This window comes from Acidiphilium iwatense (genome assembly GCF_021556475.1).
GTDB lineage: Bacteria > Pseudomonadota > Alphaproteobacteria > Acetobacterales > Acetobacteraceae > Acidiphilium > Acidiphilium iwatense.
The window spans coordinates 63,386-80,114 of sequence record NZ_JAKGBZ010000016.1 but is presented as its reverse complement, the minus strand read 5'-3'; the positions used below and the strand labels follow the sequence as shown (position 1 = coordinate 80,114).

The 16,729-nt window shown below is 64.9% G+C and carries 15 protein-coding genes; 4 read left to right on the top strand and 11 right to left on the bottom strand.

Annotated features, from left to right (window positions below; genetic code table 11):
• From L2A60_RS10140 to L2A60_RS10125, 4 genes are all read left to right on the top strand, one after another.
• Positions 1 to 799, top strand: a 799-nt coding sequence (locus L2A60_RS10140) for a YncE family protein (RefSeq protein ID WP_235704265.1), incomplete at its 5' end; no start/stop codon positions are given.
• 303 nt (positions 800 to 1,102) lie between these two features.
• Positions 1,103 to 2,446, top strand: a complete 1,344-nt coding sequence (locus L2A60_RS10135) for a TolC family protein (RefSeq protein ID WP_235704264.1) — start codon at positions 1,103 to 1,105, stop codon at positions 2,444 to 2,446.
• Positions 2,443 to 3,489 (top strand): efflux RND transporter periplasmic adaptor subunit, encoded by a 1,047-nt coding sequence (locus L2A60_RS10130; RefSeq protein WP_235704263.1) that lies wholly within the window; start codon positions 2,443 to 2,445, stop codon positions 3,487 to 3,489. The genes L2A60_RS10135 and L2A60_RS10130 overlap by 4 nt, the downstream gene beginning before the upstream one ends.
• On the top strand, positions 3,486 to 6,569 hold the full coding sequence (locus L2A60_RS10125) for an efflux RND transporter permease subunit (RefSeq protein ID WP_235704262.1): 3,084 nt from the start codon (positions 3,486 to 3,488) through the stop codon (positions 6,567 to 6,569). Before L2A60_RS10130 ends, L2A60_RS10125 begins: the two co-directional genes overlap by 4 nt.
• Positions 6,570 to 6,667: 98 nt before the next feature.
• On the opposite strand, the gene mobA is transcribed toward L2A60_RS10125, so the two are convergent.
• The 11 genes from mobA to L2A60_RS10070 all read right to left on the bottom strand — a co-directional run bounded on the left by mobA (position 6,668) and on the right by L2A60_RS10070 (position 16,699).
• Complete coding sequence (gene mobA, locus L2A60_RS10120; RefSeq protein ID WP_235704261.1) at positions 6,668 to 7,300, bottom strand: molybdenum cofactor guanylyltransferase MobA; 633 nt, start codon at positions 7,298 to 7,300, stop codon at positions 6,668 to 6,670.
• Positions 7,290 to 8,195: a formate dehydrogenase accessory sulfurtransferase FdhD gene (locus tag L2A60_RS10115; protein ID WP_235704260.1), complete on the bottom strand. Its 906-nt coding sequence runs from the start codon at positions 8,193 to 8,195 to the stop codon at positions 7,290 to 7,292. The genes mobA and L2A60_RS10115 overlap by 11 nt, the downstream gene beginning before the upstream one ends.
• The gene (locus L2A60_RS10110; protein WP_235704259.1) at positions 8,182 to 10,188 is read right to left on the bottom strand and encodes a molybdopterin biosynthesis protein; all 2,007 of its coding nucleotides are present in this window, start codon (positions 10,186 to 10,188) and stop codon (positions 8,182 to 8,184) included. The genes L2A60_RS10115 and L2A60_RS10110 overlap by 14 nt, the downstream gene beginning before the upstream one ends.
• Before the next feature lie 2 nt (positions 10,189 to 10,190).
• Positions 10,191 to 11,375, bottom strand: a complete 1,185-nt coding sequence (locus L2A60_RS10105; protein WP_235704258.1) for a molybdopterin-binding protein — start codon at positions 11,373 to 11,375, stop codon at positions 10,191 to 10,193.
• 218 nt (positions 11,376 to 11,593) lie between these two features.
• A complete protein-coding gene (mscL, locus tag L2A60_RS10100; RefSeq protein WP_235704257.1) occupies positions 11,594 to 12,049 on the bottom strand; it encodes a large conductance mechanosensitive channel protein MscL in 456 nt (151 codons plus the stop codon).
• A gap of 60 nt (positions 12,050 to 12,109) precedes the next feature.
• The gene (gene queG / locus L2A60_RS10095; protein ID WP_407932537.1) at positions 12,110 to 13,162 is read right to left on the bottom strand and encodes a tRNA epoxyqueuosine(34) reductase QueG; all 1,053 of its coding nucleotides are present in this window, start codon (positions 13,160 to 13,162) and stop codon (positions 12,110 to 12,112) included.
• Positions 13,146 to 13,610: a preQ(1) synthase gene (queF, locus tag L2A60_RS10090; RefSeq protein WP_235704255.1), complete on the bottom strand. Its 465-nt coding sequence runs from the start codon at positions 13,608 to 13,610 to the stop codon at positions 13,146 to 13,148. Before queF ends, queG begins: the two co-directional genes overlap by 17 nt.
• Complete coding sequence (gene tgt / locus L2A60_RS10085; protein WP_235704254.1) at positions 13,603 to 14,721, bottom strand: tRNA guanosine(34) transglycosylase Tgt; 1,119 nt, start codon at positions 14,719 to 14,721, stop codon at positions 13,603 to 13,605. The genes queF and tgt overlap by 8 nt, the downstream gene beginning before the upstream one ends.
• Entirely contained in the window at positions 14,718 to 15,755 is a 1,038-nt protein-coding gene (gene queA / locus L2A60_RS10080) for a tRNA preQ1(34) S-adenosylmethionine ribosyltransferase-isomerase QueA (RefSeq protein WP_235704253.1), read from the bottom strand. The genes tgt and queA overlap by 4 nt, the downstream gene beginning before the upstream one ends.
• Positions 15,752 to 16,300, bottom strand: a complete 549-nt coding sequence (locus L2A60_RS10075) for a VUT family protein (RefSeq protein ID WP_235704252.1) — start codon at positions 16,298 to 16,300, stop codon at positions 15,752 to 15,754. The genes queA and L2A60_RS10075 overlap by 4 nt, the downstream gene beginning before the upstream one ends.
• A 3-nt stretch (positions 16,301 to 16,303) precedes the next feature.
• Entirely contained in the window at positions 16,304 to 16,699 is a 396-nt protein-coding gene (locus L2A60_RS10070) for a VOC family protein (RefSeq protein WP_235704251.1), read from the bottom strand.
• Positions 16,700 to 16,729 lie beyond the last annotated feature (30 nt).

Sequence of the window (16,729 nt, the reverse complement as noted above, 5' to 3'; positions counted from 1 at the left end):
CACGAACAAAGTAGTCCACCATTGGAAATCAATTCCGGCGCCGAACAGCCACGCCTCGGATGCCCACTACGTCTACTGGACTGCCGCTCAAGGTCCCGGAAAGACCAATCAGATCGTGGTGATTTCGAAGAAAGACTGGAAAATCGTCAACCGGGTCACCACCGTCGGAACCTCGCCGGACGGAATGTGGCTCGATCCCGCCACGCATAAACTCTACGTGGCGATGGACGATAACAACTGGGTCGATGTCTACAGCACCGGCAAGGACCCGAAATTCGAGACCAAGTTCCCGCTCGTCCCGACCAAGGGAGGCGGCCCGGATGTCGGTAGGTTGGTTGCGTCCAAGAACATTCTGTATATGCCCGACGATTCCTGGGAAGAATCGCTGAATGCGACGACCGGCAAGATCATGCACAAGATCAATCTGCACATAAAGGTCACCAAGCTCGACGGCACCAAAGGACAGATCTACGATCCTAAAACAAATGCCGTCTGGGTCGGCACGACGAGCGCTGGTATGTTCGTGCTCAACGCGGACACGCTCAAGGTGCTCAAGCATCTGCCTGCCAAGTCCGGCATCGACCAAGTGGAGTGGGACCCCAAGCTTGGCCTGGTTTATGCCTTTGAAGGCGCGGGCAAGGGCTTCAATGTCTACGACGCGAACACGATGAAGCCGGTGACGTTCGTCTCGACCGGGGTCGGCCTGACTCACACCGGCACGGTCGATCCGGTAACGCATAATGTCTACGCCTATGCCGGCAAGGCGGGCGCGCTCTACGTCTACAAACCCGAAAAATAGGCTATCTCGGATGTTATCGGCCGGCGGCGCGACTACGCATGGCGCCGGCCGATGACGGGGCACGAAAGACTATTTTGGTGGCGGTATGTGGCGGTTTCTGAACGGGGTCATTTGAACGATGGCGACTTGGGCTGGATCATGGGGTGCAACTCGGTTCGCGGCATCGGTATCGGCCGCGATGATATCGGCTGAGCCGCTGGCACATGCTGCCGCGCGCCGCGGCGAAAAATCTCACAGCGCGTTCCATCCGGCCCTTCCGGCGCGGTGCTGACCATGAGGAGGCGTTTTTGCCATCGGGGCGGGATGCTGCTGGCCGCCCTCGCGCTCGCCGGCTGCGCGACCTATCGGGCCAAGCCCCTGGCGAACCGGCCGAACCTGGTTTCGAGTGTCGCTTCACTCAACCGGACCATTCCGGCGATGACGGCGAAGGACCCGCCGATCACGCTCGCCCCGACGCAATCCTTCTCGATCGACCAGATCGGCCTGCTCGCGATCCTCAACGACCCCGATCTTGCCGAGCAGCGCGGACAGCTCGGCCTCGCCAAGGCGGCTTTGCTCAGTGCCTCGATCCTGCCCAATCCGTCGCTCGGCCTTGGTTTCGCGGCGCTGATCAGCGGGCCGGGCTCGACGCCGTCCTACGCCGCATCGCTCTCGCAGGATATCACGTCGCTCATCACCTATCGGGCGCGCGTCGCGGCGGCGCGCGCCTCGCTCGGTTCGGTCAACGCGTCGCTGCTGTGGCAGGAATGGCAGGTCGCCCAGCAGGCGCGACTGCTGGCGCTCGATATCCATGGCGACAATGCGGAAATCCGCTACCTCAAGCGCGAACTGTCCCTGCTGTCCACCGAACTCGCGCAGGTGCGCCAGGCGACCGCGCTCGGCAATCTCGATCTGACCGCCGAGGCGCCGCTGATCGCGGCGAACGCGGGGGCCGAAACCGCTCTCGCATCCGCGCGCCTGACCCGATTGAAGGTCTGGCAGCAGCTCGATGCGCTGCTCGGCCTTGAACCCTCCGTCCGGTTCGCGATCAGCCGCCCCGAACTCACGCCGCCGCCGGCCGATCTGACGAAGCTGCTGACCACGCTGCCCGAGCGGCGGCCGGACCTGGTGGCGCTGCGGCTTGGTTACAGAACCTCGGAAGAACAGTTGCGCGCGGCGATTCTCGCCCAGTTCCCGCCGCTGGCGCTGGGCCCATCCGGCGGCACGGATACGTCGAACGTTCTGTCGGTCGGTCCGACCCTGACCATGGAGCTGCCGATCTTCAACCGCAATCAGGGCGGCATCGCGTCGGCAAAGGCGACGCGCGAGGTGCTCCACGCGCAATATCAGGCGGCGCTCGATCATGCCGACGGCATGGTCCATGGGCTCAGCACGCGGATCGCGGTTCTCGCGGCCGATCTGGTCCAGGCGCGCGATGCCGCCGCGACCGCGCGGCGTTTGTCGCGCAACGCGGAGAATGCTTACGCCCAGGGCAATCTCGATCAGCGTGCGCTGGTCGATTACCAGACGACGGCGCTGAAGCGCGAACTCGACGTGATCGCCTACCAGACCCGGCTCGACACCGACCAGCTCGCGCTCGGCATCGAACTCGGGGTCGGCCTTCCGCGGACAAGACTCGTCAACCATACCGGGGTGATCCATTCATGAAGACTCTCGCCGCCTTTGCGATTTTCGCGGGCATGATCGCCGCGCCGGCACTCGCGGCGGCAGGAACCACGAACGGCCCCAGTGTTCTCGTGAAGCTGACGCCGCTGACCCATGGCAGCCTGCCGCGCGTTCTCACCGTCTATGGCAGTGTCGGCCCCGCGTCGTCCGCGCGGCAGACGCTGATGGCGCCGCTGCAGGCGGCGGTCACCAATGTCTATGTCCGGCGCGGCGCGCTGGTCGCCAAGGGTGCGCCGCTGGTCCGGCTGGTGCCGAGCCCGGCGAGCGTTTCAGCCTATGCGCAGGCGAAATCGGCACTGCGCGTCGCCACCGATCTGGTGAGCCGCACCCGCTCGATGGTGGGCAGCCATCTCGCCACCGATCAGCAATTGTTCCAGGCGGAAAAGAGCCAGGCGGATGCAGAGGCGGCGCTCGACGCGCTGCAGGCGCAGGGTGCCCAAGGGCCGCATACGCTGCGCGCGCCGTTCCCGGCGATCGTCACGGTGATCGACACGACGCCGGGTGCGATCGTCTCCGAGGGGGCAGGGCTGGTCCAGCTCGCGCAGCCGAACGGGCTGGTGCTCAAGGCGGGCGTGGTTCCGAACGAGGCACGGGAGATCCATGTAAAAGATCCGGTGAAGCTGACGCCGATCGGCGGCGGCGCGTCGCTGGCCGGAACCGTCCTGTTCCATGGTTCGCTCGTCGAATCGATCAATGGGCTGGTGCCGGTCGATATCAGCGTGCCGGCCGGCAAGACGCTGCTCGGCGAGATGTTTCAGGCAAACATCACGGTCGGGCATATCAACGGCTATGTCGTACCGCACCGGGCGATTCTGGTGAACGATACCGGCAATACCTACATCGTTCAGGCGCACGGCATGACGGCGAAGAAGGTGGTGGTTCACGTTCTGGTGTCGGACGACGACAAGGACGTGATCAACGGCGCGCTCGAGCCCGGCGCCCCCGTCGTTCTCGCGGGCAACTACCAACTGGATAACGGCATGAAAATCCGGCTCGCCGATCCGAAAGGGAAGGCCAGCCAATGAATTTCGTCAGCTGGGTGGAGCATCATCGCCGGTCCCTCATACTGATTGCGGCAGCACTCGCCCTGGCCGGGGTATTTTCAATATCGAAAATGCCGTACGGCGTGTATCCGGTGATCAGTTTTCCGCGGATTCGCATCGAGGTGGATTCCGGCACTCGCCCGGCGCAACAGCAATTGTATGACGTCACGGCGCCGATCGAGCGGATGGTGCGCCGGGTTCCCCACGCGCTGGACGTAGAGTCCACCACGTCGCGCGGATCGACCGAATTGTTCGTCGATTTTCCCTGGGGCACCAACATGCATTTCGCCTATCTCGGCGTGCAGGCGGCGCTTTCCCAGATTCTTCCAGAATTGCCGCCCGGCACGACCTACAACGTGATCCAGATGCTGCCGAACGTGATCATGCCGTTTTCGTCCTATTCGCTGACGTCGAAGACGGTGTCGCAGGTCGATCTGCTGCGGATGGCCAAATTCCAGATAGCGCCGATGTTGATGGGAATTCCAGGCGTCGCGCGTGTGGGAACTTTGGGCGGGAGGCAACGCGAGATCGAGGCCGTGCTCAATCCGGCCAAGCTCAGGGCGTTTGGATTGACGCTTGCGGATGTAGAGAACGCGGTCAAGCAATCGAACGTTCTTGAGGGGGTTGGCCATCTGCAGGACAATGACCTGCTCTATCTGATGTTCGCGAAAAATGGCCTGACTGGCGCCAAATCGATTCGCGACATAACCCTGCGAACCGCACAGCATGGGATTATCCGGCTCGCCGATATCGCAACGATCAGCAAGGGCGTAGTACCACGTTGGTACCTGGTCAGAGATCAAGGGCTGCCTTCGGTGGAGATCAATGTCTATCAGCAATCGTCCGCGGACATGGTGGCGCTTCAGAACAAGGTGAAGAAGAAATTAAAGCAGTTCATGGCGGCGCAGCCGAAATCGATCCACCTGGTCAAATGGTATGATCAGACCCAACTCGTCCGGTCCTCGGTGGCTGCGGTGGAAGAAGGGATCGTCATCGGTCTGTTCCTGGCCGGCCTCGTGGTTCTGTTCTTTCTGCGCAACTGGCGGGCCACATCGGTTGCAATGGTGGTCGTGCCGATGGCGGTGCTGATCACATCGCTGTTGCTCTATGTGCTCGGCATGTCGTTCAATATGATGACGCTGGGCGGATTGGCCGCGTCGATCGGGCTGCTGATCGACGACGTGATCGTGATGATCGAGCAGATCGCTCGGCGCGCCGGCACGCCCGGCCTCACCAACCCGCAAAGTGCCGTTCTGCTCGCGACCAAAGAATTCCTCCGGCCGCTGACCGGTTCAAGCCTCGCCACCATCGTCATTTTCATACCGCTTGCTTTTCTGTCCGGCGTCACCGGGGCGTTCTTCCGCTACCTTTCGCTGACCATGGCCCTGGCGCTGATCATTTCCTATCTGCTGACCGCGTTCGTCGTGCCGATTCTCGCCAGAACGGTGATCGATTTTCAGAAATGGCACGACCCGAGCCATGACAAGCCGGACTGGTTCAAAAGAACCCATGGACGCGCACTCGATGCGGTGCTGCGCCGGCCCATCTATGTCGGGATCGGCGTGGTGATCCTGCTGGGGGTTGGCTATATCGGGATGCAACATACCGGCTCCGGCTTTCTGCCGAAGATGGATGAAGGCGGCTTCGTGTTCAACTACCAGACCAATCCCGGTACGTCGCTCAATGAAAGCAATCGCGAATTGCACCAGGTCGAGGATATCATCCGCTCGAATCCTTATGTCGCGGCATATTCCCGACGCACCGGCGCGGGGCTCGGCGGCGATTTGAACGAGCCGAACCAGGGAGATATCTATGTTCGCCTGATCAACCCCGACAAACGGCCGAACATCTGGAAAGTCATGGACCAGATCGATAACAAAGTAACCAGGGATGTTCCGGGAATCGATTTCGGTTCGGACCAGTTACTGACTGACAATATCGGCGATATGGTCGGCCGGCCCGAGCCGGTCGTGGTCGATGTGAGCGCCAAGAATCCGGCAATTCTCGACAATGTCGCGCAGAACGTCGCTGATGCGATTTCCAAGGTGCGCGGTGTCGATCCCTCCTCGGTCAATAACGGCGTGGTGCCGGCGGGCGACGCGCTGGAAATCCACGTCGACAAAGCCGCGGCGACGATGGAGGGAATGACGACGCAGGAAGTCCAAACTCAGGTCAATGCCTATCTCCATGGTATCGTGGCGACCAAATTTATCGGCACTCTGGGAGATGTCGGCGTGCGGCTGTGGATCGACCCGCCGCAGGAAGCGGCGATGCGCCGGCGCCAGTTGCAAAACCTGCCGATTCGGGCACCGAACGGGTATGTGTTTCCCCTGAACATGGTCGCGAAGGTCGACTTCGTCGCCGGCCAGCCGGAAATCACGCGGAAGAACCTGGCGCAAATCGTCGAGGTGACGGCCGAGATCTCGGGGCGCGATCTTGGCAGCACGGCTGCCGCGATCCAGAAAGTGCTTGCCAAGCCTGGCCTTCTGCCGCCGGGCGTCACCTACACGATGGGCGGCCTTTACAAGCAGCAGCAGATCGCCTTCCGCGGCATGGTCGCGGTCTTCATCGCCGCCCTGATCGCTGAAATCGTGCTGCTGCTGTTCCTCTACGAGCGGATACTGCTGCCGATCATCATCATCTGCACGTCGGTGATCTCCACCAGCGCGGTGTTCGTCGGGCTATGGCTGACCGGAATCGAGCTGAACATCACCGCGCTGATGGGCATGGTGATGATCCTGGGTATCGGTACCGAAATGGCGATCTTCTACGTCTCGGAATATCAGGAGCTGTCCAGGATCATGCCGCCGCGCCAGGCGCTGTATGACGCCGCACTTAACCGGCTCAGGCCGATCCTGATGAGCGTGCTCGCAATGATTCTCGCCCTGCTGCCGCTCGGGGCGGCGATCAGCGGCGCCGGCGATCAGATGCAGCAGCCCCTGGCGGTCGCGATCATCGCGGGAATCATCGTGCAGTTGCCGATGGTGCTGCTCGCGATGCCCGTTGTGATCAATTTCACCATCCGCAAACATGGTGACACCGTGACCCCGAACGCAGTGTAGCGACAACTCCTCCCCCCCGCATGGCCGCGCGTTCGGGTTGGCGGCCGGCGGATCCTGAGCGTGACGGTCTTGCGCCCGTCACGCTCCTTTTCTTTTCCTTACGATAAATGCCCGCCGGCGGCCAGCCGGTCGGCTTCGGCGAGATCGTCCGGGGTGTTGACGTTGAAAAACGGATCGACCGGATCGGCGGACCATTCGATCGCGGCGATCGCGTAGCGGCCGGTGAAGCGGTCGATCCTGCGGATATCCTCGTCCACCAAAGCGCGGCGCAGATCGAAGCGCAGAGCGACCGGCCACAGCCCGATCACCGGATGGGTCCGCCCGGCGGAAGCGGCGCACGCCAGCTCCGCTCCCTGACGCTGCACCCCGTCATACAGGCGCGCGACGAGATCGCTAGGAATGAAGGGCGCATCGCCGGGGACGGTGACCACCCAGCGCGCGCCGCGCAGCCCGCGCGCCGCCCAATCGAGCGCGGCCAGAACGCCGGCGAGCGGCCCCGGATGGCCGGGCAGATCGTCCGCCACGATGGGCATGCCGAAACCCGCGAACGGCGCGGGATCGGCGTTCACGTTCAGCACCAGCGCTGCCACCTGCGGCCGCAGCCGGGCGATCAGGCGGGAAAGCACGATCTCGCCCCCCACGTTTTGCAGCGCCTTGTGCACACCTCCCATCCGCCGCGCCAGGCCGCCGGCCAGGATCGCTCCCACGATCGCGGTTTTGTCATTCGTCATCGGCGGCACCCTTGCGGCGAAGCTTCGCGCTCTCTTCCGCGACATAGGCGAGATCCTGGTCGAACACGATCCGCTCGGCGCCGGACAAAGCGAGAAACCGCTTGCCGCGCGCCCGGCCGATCAGGGTCAGTCCGGCCTGACGCGCCAGCTCCACGCCCCAGGCGGTGAAGCCCGATCGCGAAATCAGGATCGGAATCCCCATGCGCACCGTCTTGATCACCATTTCCGAAGTCAGCCGGCCGGTCGTGAAGAATATCTTGTCGGCGCCGTCGATCCGGTGGCGATGCATATAGCCGGCGATCTTGTCCACCGCGTTATGCCTTCCGACATCCTCCATATAGACGAGCGGTTCGCCGCGCCGGCACAGCACCGCGCCGTGGATCGCGCCCGCTTCGAGATAAAGCGACGGAATCGTGTTGATCCGGTTGGTCAGATGATAGAGCCACGAGGTCCGCAATTCGGCTTCAGGCAAGGTTACGCCCGCGATCACGTCCAGCACGTCGCCGAACGACGCGCCCTGGCCGCAGCCGGAGGTCTGGGTCCTTTTGCTCAGTTTCTCCTCGTAATCGGTTTCCCGCTCGGTCCGCACCGCGATCACCGCCAGTTCCTCGTCATAGCCGATCCCGGTGATCGTGTCGGACGGCCGCAGCATGCCCTGGTTGAGCAAATAGCCGACGGCAAGCTCCTCGGGGTAGTCGCCGATCGTCATCGCGGTCACGATCTTCTGGGTGTTCAGGAAAATCGTCAGCTTCCGTTCCATCGGCACCTTGGATTGCACGGCAGCACCGGTCTGATCGACGCCGGTGACCGCCATGGTCAGCCGCGGATCGTCGGGATTGGGCAGCACACCCAGCGAGGCGAGCGTCCCGGCCCTGAACGCGTCATTGTGCCGCATCGGCTGCCTCGGCGGAAATGGTGAATCCCATCGCCTCCAATTGCCGGCGGGTCGCCGGGTCCTGCAGAAGTGCGATGAACCGGCGTACCGCCGGGCGTTCCCGCCGGGCAAGCGGAACGACGAAATCGTATTGTTCATCCTGCAGCGGTAGAAACCCCAGCCCGTATTGCCGGGCAACGGTCTCGATCGCGACGCCCCAATCCGCGCGGCGCTGCACGACGGCGACGGCGGCGCCGTTATGGGATTTCGCCTGATAACCGTAGCCGGGCGGATGGTTTCCCTCCAGCAGCCGGTCGATCAGGATGCGGGTGCCGCTGCCGGCATTGCGGTTGACCATCAGGCACGATGCATCGGCGAGCGCTGCCGCCACGGCGGCTTCGGCGGTCGGGCACGGCGCGAAGCGCGCGTCGTCCCGGCGGAACACCACGCCCTGCAGACGCCGATAGCCCGGCACCAGGGTCAGCGCCTCGGTCAGGAACGGAACGTTATAACGCCCGGTTTGCGGGTCCATCAGATGGATGCCGGCGATATCGCACTCGCCCCGCCGTGCCGCGCCGAGGCCGCCGGAAGAGCCGACATTGAGCGCCTTCACCCGGATTCCCTCGCGTTCCAGATATCCGATCAGCAGATCGAGACCGACGCAGTGGCTGCCGATGACAATCAAATCCGCCGGCTCCACGTCCTGATCGATCAGGGTGACCTCGACCGCCGTGCCGGCGGCGACCGCCTCGGTCGCGGCCGGAATCGCGAAAAATCCGTCGGCCTGGGCAAAGCTGGTGACGGCGCCGGAGCCCTTCGCCGTGGGATAGGCCGTGAGGCCGCCATCCGGCGTCTGCATCAGCGAGACCATGACATATTCGGTGCGTCCGCGCTCCGAGGTGATCCGCAACGGCAGCGTGGCGGCAACTCGGCCCTGCCGGATCGCGCGGCGGCCGGCCAGCCCGGCGATGACCGGGGCGACGAACGCATGGAAGGTGAATATCGCGGAGGTCGGGAAACCCGGCAGGATCGCCACCAGCCTGCCGCCGCTCACCGCGAGGCAGAGCGGCTTGCCCGGCTTCAGCGCCACGCCGTGGACGATGATGCCGGGATCGGTCAGCCGCGCCACCGCCCGGTGCGCCAGATCGCCAGCGCCTTTCGAGGTGCCGCCGGACAACACCACGAGGTCGCACGCCGCCAGCGCCCGGTCGAGCGCGGCCGACAGCGCCGCCTCGTCGTCCGCCACGATGCCGAACCGCACCGGCTCGCCTCCCAGTTCCTCGGTCGCGGCGGCGAGCACGGCGGCATTGCTGTCATACACCTGGCCCGCGCGGATCGGCGCGCCGGGTGTGACGATCTCATCGCCGGTGGACAGGATCGCGACGCGCGGCCGGCGCCAGACCGGCACGTCGCCCAGCCCAACGGCGGCCAGCATCCCGATCTCGCGGGAGGTGAGCAGGCTGCCCTGCCGGAGCACGGTCTCGCCGCGCGCGATGTCGGAACCAGCCGCCGCCACGGACCGGCCGGCAAAGGCGGGGCGGCGGATTTCCACCACCGGCGCATCGTCCGGGCCGGTTCGGACCTCCGTATCTTCGACCATCACCACGGCGTCGGCGCCGCGCGGCAGCATTCCGCCGGTCGCGATCACGCTGGCGACGCCCTTGGCGACGTCCTGTTCCGGCAGGATGCCTGGGGTCAGAATCTCGGTGTTCAGCCGCAGCGCCGCCGGCGCTTCCGGCGTGGCGCCGGCAATATCGGCGGCGCGCACCGCGAAACCATCGACGCTGGCACGATCGAATCCGGGAACGTCCACCGGAGCCAGCACGTCCTCGGCCAGCACGCGTCCGCGCGCGGCGCCGAGCCCGACGGTTTCCACGCCTGCCGGAACCGGATGGAGATGGCGGCGCAGCCGCGCTTCTGCCTCGTCGCGCGCGATCACGTCCAGAAACTGTTCCTGGCGCGCCGCGCGGGACAGGGCGGCCAGACGCTGCACCATGTCCGAACTCTCAGCCATAGCTAATCATATAGGTGCACGCGGACGATGTCGCCCGCCGCATACCCTTCCAGGGTTTCAGGCACCATGACGAAACCGGCGGCGCGGCAAGACGCCGCGAGATGGCCCGTCTCAACCGAACCGATCGGTGCAGCCTCGTCACCGGATACGGCAACCGGCACGATATCGGTGAAGCCGGTGGAAGAGACGATCTTGCGGCTCAGGGGCAGGGCGCCGATCCGATAGGGGAGATCTGTCGAAAGCCCGGCGATCCGGCGGATCAGCCGGCCGGCCAGCATGTCGTATGCCGCGAGACAAGCCAGCGGATCGCCCGGCAGCAGGATTACCGGCACGGCGCCCAATTGCCCGAGCCCACTTGAGCCGCCGGGCCGCAGCGCGATGCCGTGGAGCGCCCGCGTACCGCCCGCTTCCGCCAAGGCGAGGCCCGCGATGTCATCTTCGCCCGTTCCCGAGCGACCGGCGATCAGGATGACATCCGCCGCACCCGCCTCCGCGACGGCGGCTTTGAAGGTCATCCGCCCTGGTCCGGCCGGAACCCCGCCATCCCGCGTGGTCAGGGCGCGCAGCATCGGGCCGAGTTGATCCACGCCGCCGGTTTTCGACCCGGCGATCGCCAGCCCGACCAGCGGCCGCCGCAGGACCGCGACCCGCGCGATTCCGAGTGCTGCGAGCAGCGCGAGATCCTGCGGCCGCAGCCGCCGCCCGGCCGCCAGCGCGACCGTTCCGGCCCGGATCAGGCTGCCGCGCGCCGCGACTCCCTCGCCTCGCGCTACCGGCTCCAGCACCTCCGCCCGATCCGCATCGATCCGAGAGACGGTGCCGAAATCCAGGATGGCGTCGCAGCCGGACGGCAGTGCGGTGCCGGCGGAAATCAGATGGGCGCGCGCCGCGCTCGCGGCATCGGACAAGGCAAAAGGCAGCGGATTATACGCGCTTGCGTCCTCGGTATCGGCGGCGCGGACCGCATAGCCATCCGCCGCCGCCAGATCGGCTGGCGGCAGGTCCTTCGGGGCCGCCACAGTCTCGGCCAGAACCCGCCCGGTCGCGTTCTCCGCCGGGACCGTCTCATGACCGGGCACGCTCCCCGCCGCGTCCAGCCAGCGCCAGGCCTGCGCGAGCGGCGCCCGGTCGGCAAAACCGATGAGGCGAATGTCCCGCCAGGGTCGATGAGTGGTTCCGGCCGGCATGTCCGTGGTCCTGGTGTCCCGATTCGGAAGTTCGTTATCGCCAAACCTGGCACCATACGAAATTCCGAATCGAAAGGACACTAGCAAGTATATGAATCTAGCGTGGTTTTTGGTTCTGAAGTTCCTGAAAAGCGCCGCCGCATATGCGTAGGAACTTCAGAACCACCACAGTAGAGTATCCGTTCACATTGGCTCACGGATGTTGCCCTAAATGTCGGTTATGCCTGCGGTCGCGACTTCAGCAGGTCGCGGATTTCGGTGAGCAACTGCTCGGTCGGGGTCGGCGCGGGTGCTGCTTCCGGCGGCGGCGGTTGGCGATAGAGCTTCTGCACCGTCCTGATCATCCAGAAAATCGCGAAGGCGACGATCACGAAATTAATCACCGCATTGACGAACAACCCGTAATTCAGCGTGACCGCGCCGGCCTTTTTCGCGGCGGCGATGGTCGGCTGAACCGCGCCCTTGAGGGTAATGAAGTGATTGGAGAAATCGACCCCGCCGGTGACCACTCCGATCAGCGGATTGATGATATTTGCGACCAGGCTGGTGACGATTCCGGTGAACGCGGCGCCGATTACCACGGCGACGGCCAGATCGATGACATTGCCCCGGAGCAGAAACGTCTTGAACTCATCGATCCAGGCAGGTTTCTGTGGCCGGAATAATTGCGACATGCAAAGCCCCCTTTTGTTTATCGAGCAGCCCAGATCATCTTTTTGTGAGATTCCGGCATATTATTCAAGATTTTTCAGTTGGTTGAGCGCCCAGCCCCCCGCTTCGGCGACCACCGGATCGGAATCCGCCGCGAGCCCGCGCGCCGCATCGAGCAGGCCGGGATCGTCAGAATTGCCGATCGCGACGGCGACATTGCGCGCGAACCGATTTCGTCCGATGCGCTTGACTGGGCCTCCGGCGAACAGCGCGCGAAATCCGGCCTCATCGAGCGTGGCGAGAACGGCTAGCCTCGGCGCCACCAGATCATTCCGTGCCGCCAGCTTCTGTTCCCGCCCTGCCTGTGCGAATTTGTTCCACGGGCACACCGCGAGGCAATCGTCGCACCCGTAAATCCGGTTTCCCATTGCGGTGCGAAATTCCACTGGAATCGGTCCATCATGCTCGATCGTGAGGTAGGAAATGCAGCGCCGCGCATCGAGTTTGTAGGGGGCGGGAAACGCATCGGTGGGGCAGGCGGCCTGGCACGCGGTGCAGGTGCCGCAGCGATCCGCGTGCGGCGCATCCGCCGGCAGGTCGAGCGTGGTCATGATCTCGCCGAGCAGCAGCCACGAGCCATGCCGGCGCGACACCAGATTGGTGTGCTTGCCCTGCCAGCCCAGCCCGGCCCGCCGGGCGAGCGGCTTTTCCATCACCGGCGCGGTATCGACGAACACCTTGACCTCCGCGCCCGCGCGTGACGCGATGAACTGGGCCAGATGCTTGAGCTTGCCCTTGATGACGTCGTGATAGTCCCGATGGCGCGCATAAACCGAAATATTGCCCCGATCGGTCCTCACGAGCGTCGCCAGCGGATCATCCTCGGGCGCATAGGACAGGCCGAGCGAAATGACCGTGACGGCATCGGGCCACATCGCGGCGGGGTCGCCGCGCTCGGCGGCGCGATCGGCCATCCAGCGCATCGTGCCGTGATGACCGGCCGCAAGATAGCCACGTAAACCATCCCGCTCACGCTCGGTCAGCGCGGCGCGGGTGAACCCGATCGCGTCGAACCCCAGCGCCGCCGCGCGATCCGTTATCGCCTTGCGGTGTGAGACCTTATCCACGGCCGCGATAGGGGGCGACCCCCTGATCCGGCAGAAATACGCCGTCCGGCGGGGCGCCGGTCTGCCAGAACACGTCGATCGGAATACCGCCGCGCGGATACCAGTAGGCACCGATCCTGAGCCAGAGCGGGGCAAGCAGATCGACCAGCCGTTCGGCGACCATCATGGTGCAGCCTTCGTGGAATGCGCCGTGGTTGCGAAACGAGGCCATGAACAGCTTGAGCGACTTGCTCTCCACGATCCAGGAGTCGGGGATGTAGTCGATCACGATATGGGCGAAATCCGGCTGCCCGGTGATCGGGCAGAGCGAGGTGAATTCCGGGCAGGTGAACCGCACCACGTAATGCCGGCCTTGGGCGGGAGCCGGCACCCGTTCGAGTTCGGCCTGTTCCGGGCTGTCCGGTGCGCGGCTTGCGCGGCCAAGCTGATACAGCCCGGCATAGGGTTCGTCAGTCATCGCCTCTTGCCCATCCTTCGCGCGTCGCCACCGCATACTCTTCGAAGGTTTGCGTCTCGATCGCGCATCGCGCGCCCGCCATCAGGCGCTGATAGTAGGTCAGATTATGCGCCGTCAGCAGCATCGAACCAAGCATTTCCTCGGCGCGGAACAGATGATGCAGATAGGCGCGGCTGTGGCGCGCGCAGCCAAGACAGGGGCATCCCGGATCGAGCGGCCGTGCATCGTCGGCGAACCGCGCGTTGCGCAGGTTGAAAATGCCGCGCGCGGTGAAGGCGCGCGCCGTGCGGCCGGCCCGCGTCGGCATCACGCAGTCGAACATATCGATTCCGCGTGCGATGCCGCCGAGCAGATCGTCCGGCGTGCCGACCCCCATCAGATAGCGCGGCCGATGGTCGGGCAGCAGCGGGTTGATGACGTCAAGCATCTCGAACATCCTGGTCTGGCCTTCGCCGACGGCGAGGCCGCCGATCGCGTAGCCCTCGAAGCCGATATCGGTGAGGGCGGCGGCGGATTCGGCGCGCAGATCGGGGAAGATGCCGCCCTGCACGATGCCGAACTGGCCATAGCCATCGCGCCTCGCGAAAGCATCGCGCGACCGCGCGGCCCAGCGCATCGACAGGCGCATCGACGCTGCCACTTCGTCATACGTCGCGGGAAATTTGGTGCATTCGTCGAACGCCATGGTGATCGTCGCATCCAGAGCGTGCTGAATCGCGATCGAGCGTTCCGGCGTCAGATGATGCGCCGAACCGTCGATATGCGAACGGAAAATCACCCCCACTTCGTCGAGTTTGCGCAGTTTCGCAAGCGACATTACCTGAAACCCGCCCGAATCCGTCAGAATGATGCCTGGCCAGTCCGCCATCCGGTGCAGCCCGCCCAGCGATGCGACCCGCTCGGCGCCGGGGCGCAGCATGAGGTGATAGGTGTTGCCGAGCACGATTTCGGTGCCGGTCGCGCGCACGGCATCCGCCGTCATCGCCTTCACCGTTCCGGCGGTGCCCACCGCCATGAAGGCGGGCGTCTCCGCCGTGCCATGCGCGCTCGCGATGCGCCCGCGCCGCGCCGCGCCATTCGTGGCGAGCAGCGAGAATCCGAAGCTGGTCATGGTTTCTCCAGCAGGCAGGCATCGCCGTAGGAATAGAAACGATAGCCCGCGCCGATCGCATGGGCGTAGGCGGTGCGGATGCACTCCAGGCCGGCGAAGGCCGCGACCAGCATCAGCAGGGTCGAGCGCGGCAGATGAAAATTGGTCAGCAGCACATCGACCGCGCGGAACCTGTAGCCCGGCAGGATGAACAATTCGGTCTCGCCGGCCCAGGGATGGATCACGCCCGCCGCGTCGCTCGCCGTCTCCAGCACGCGCAGGCTGGTGGTGCCGACCGCGACGATTCGGCCGCCATTCTCCCGCGCGCGGTTGATCGTCCGGGCCGCCGCCTCGGAGATTTCGCCGCGCTCGGCGTGCATCCGGTGATCGGTGACGATTTCGCCGCGCACCGGCAGGAAGGTTCCCGCGCCGACATGCAGGGTGACGCGGGTAAGCCCGATCCCACGTTCGGTCAGCGCATCCTGCAGCGCGCTCGTGAAGTGAAGCCCGGCGGTGGGTGCGGCGACCGCGCCCTCCCGCGCCGCGAACATGGTCTGATAATCCGTCGAATCCCGCGCCGTCGCTCCATGAGCGCGCGGAATATAAGGCGGCAGTGCGAGCGCGCCCGCCTGTTCGAGTGCCGCCCGGAATGCCTCGCCGTCACGATCGAAGCGCAGTACCGCCGAACCATCGCCGGAGCGCGCGATCACCATGGCGGAAAATCCGTCTGCACCGTCGATCGCGATAGTCTCGCCCACACGCGCGCGCCGGGCATTGCGCAGCAGAACCCGCCAGGACCCATCGGCCAGGGGGCGATCAAGCGTGATGCCGATCCGCGCATCGCCGCGCCGTCCCTGTAATTGCGCGGGGATCACCCGCGTATCGTTGACCACGAGACAGTCGCCGGAGCGCAGCAGCGACGGCAGATCGCAAATCTGCCGATCATGCAGCCCGTCACGTGCGACATGCAGCAATCTTGCTGCGTCGCGCGGCCGCGCCGGTTCCGCCGCGATCCGTTCGGGCGGCAGATCGTAGTCGAAATCGGCGAGATTCATGCCGGGCTCGGCACCAGCCTTCGGGTCAACTGGATCAGCGGCAGGGCGATGCCGATCGACCAGAGCTTGCCGATCACCTGGCCCGGAAACAGCGCGAGCGACCCGAAGGCCAGCCAGAGAAACACCAGAGAATCGATGACGATGCCGGCCCCGGACGACGCCAGAACCGCCCGCGTCAGCCCGCGCCGTTGCAGCGGCGTGTAGATCGCGAAATCGGCGAATTCCGAGGTCGTGAACGCCGCCGCCGAGGCCAGCACCAGTGAAGCCGGCGCGACGAGTGCCGAGATCGCAGCCCCCAGCGCGACCGCGAGCAGACCCCAGCGCGCGCCGAGACAGCGCTGCACGATATCGCGCAGCACCAGTGCAAGCCCGGCGGTGAGAACGCCGGACGGCGCCATGATTCCCGGCGCCACCGGAATCAGGCACGGACCATGCGCGACGCACACGGTACCGATATTGCCGATCATCCAGTTCGACAGCGGAATCGTGATCAAAAACAGCGCGAAGGCGACCAGACCCAATCGCCGCCCAGCGGCGTCGTCCATCGATCAATCCTCCAGATAGCTGGCGATCTCGATGAGATTGCCGTCGGGATCGCGGCAATACACCGAGCGCATCGCACCCAGCGCGCCGGTTTTCATCGCCGGCCCCTCGATGATCGCGACGTTCTGTTCCTTGAGATGGGCGACGACATCATCGGTGCCGAGAGCAGTGACGAAACAGATATCGAGCGCACTGGGCTGCGGCTTCGCCGCGTGCGGACTGGATTCCGTGCCGGATTGGTGCAGATTGATTTTCTGCGCGCCGAACCGAAGGGCGAGGCGCCGGTCCGGTCCGAATTCCTCGCGCTCCATGCCCAGCACGCGCTCATACCATTCGGCGGTGACTCCGAGGTCGCCGCAGGTCAGCACGACATGGTCGATACGGTCGATGGTGAATTTCATGATCCGCTAACCAAGATTCGCGAAGAAGTC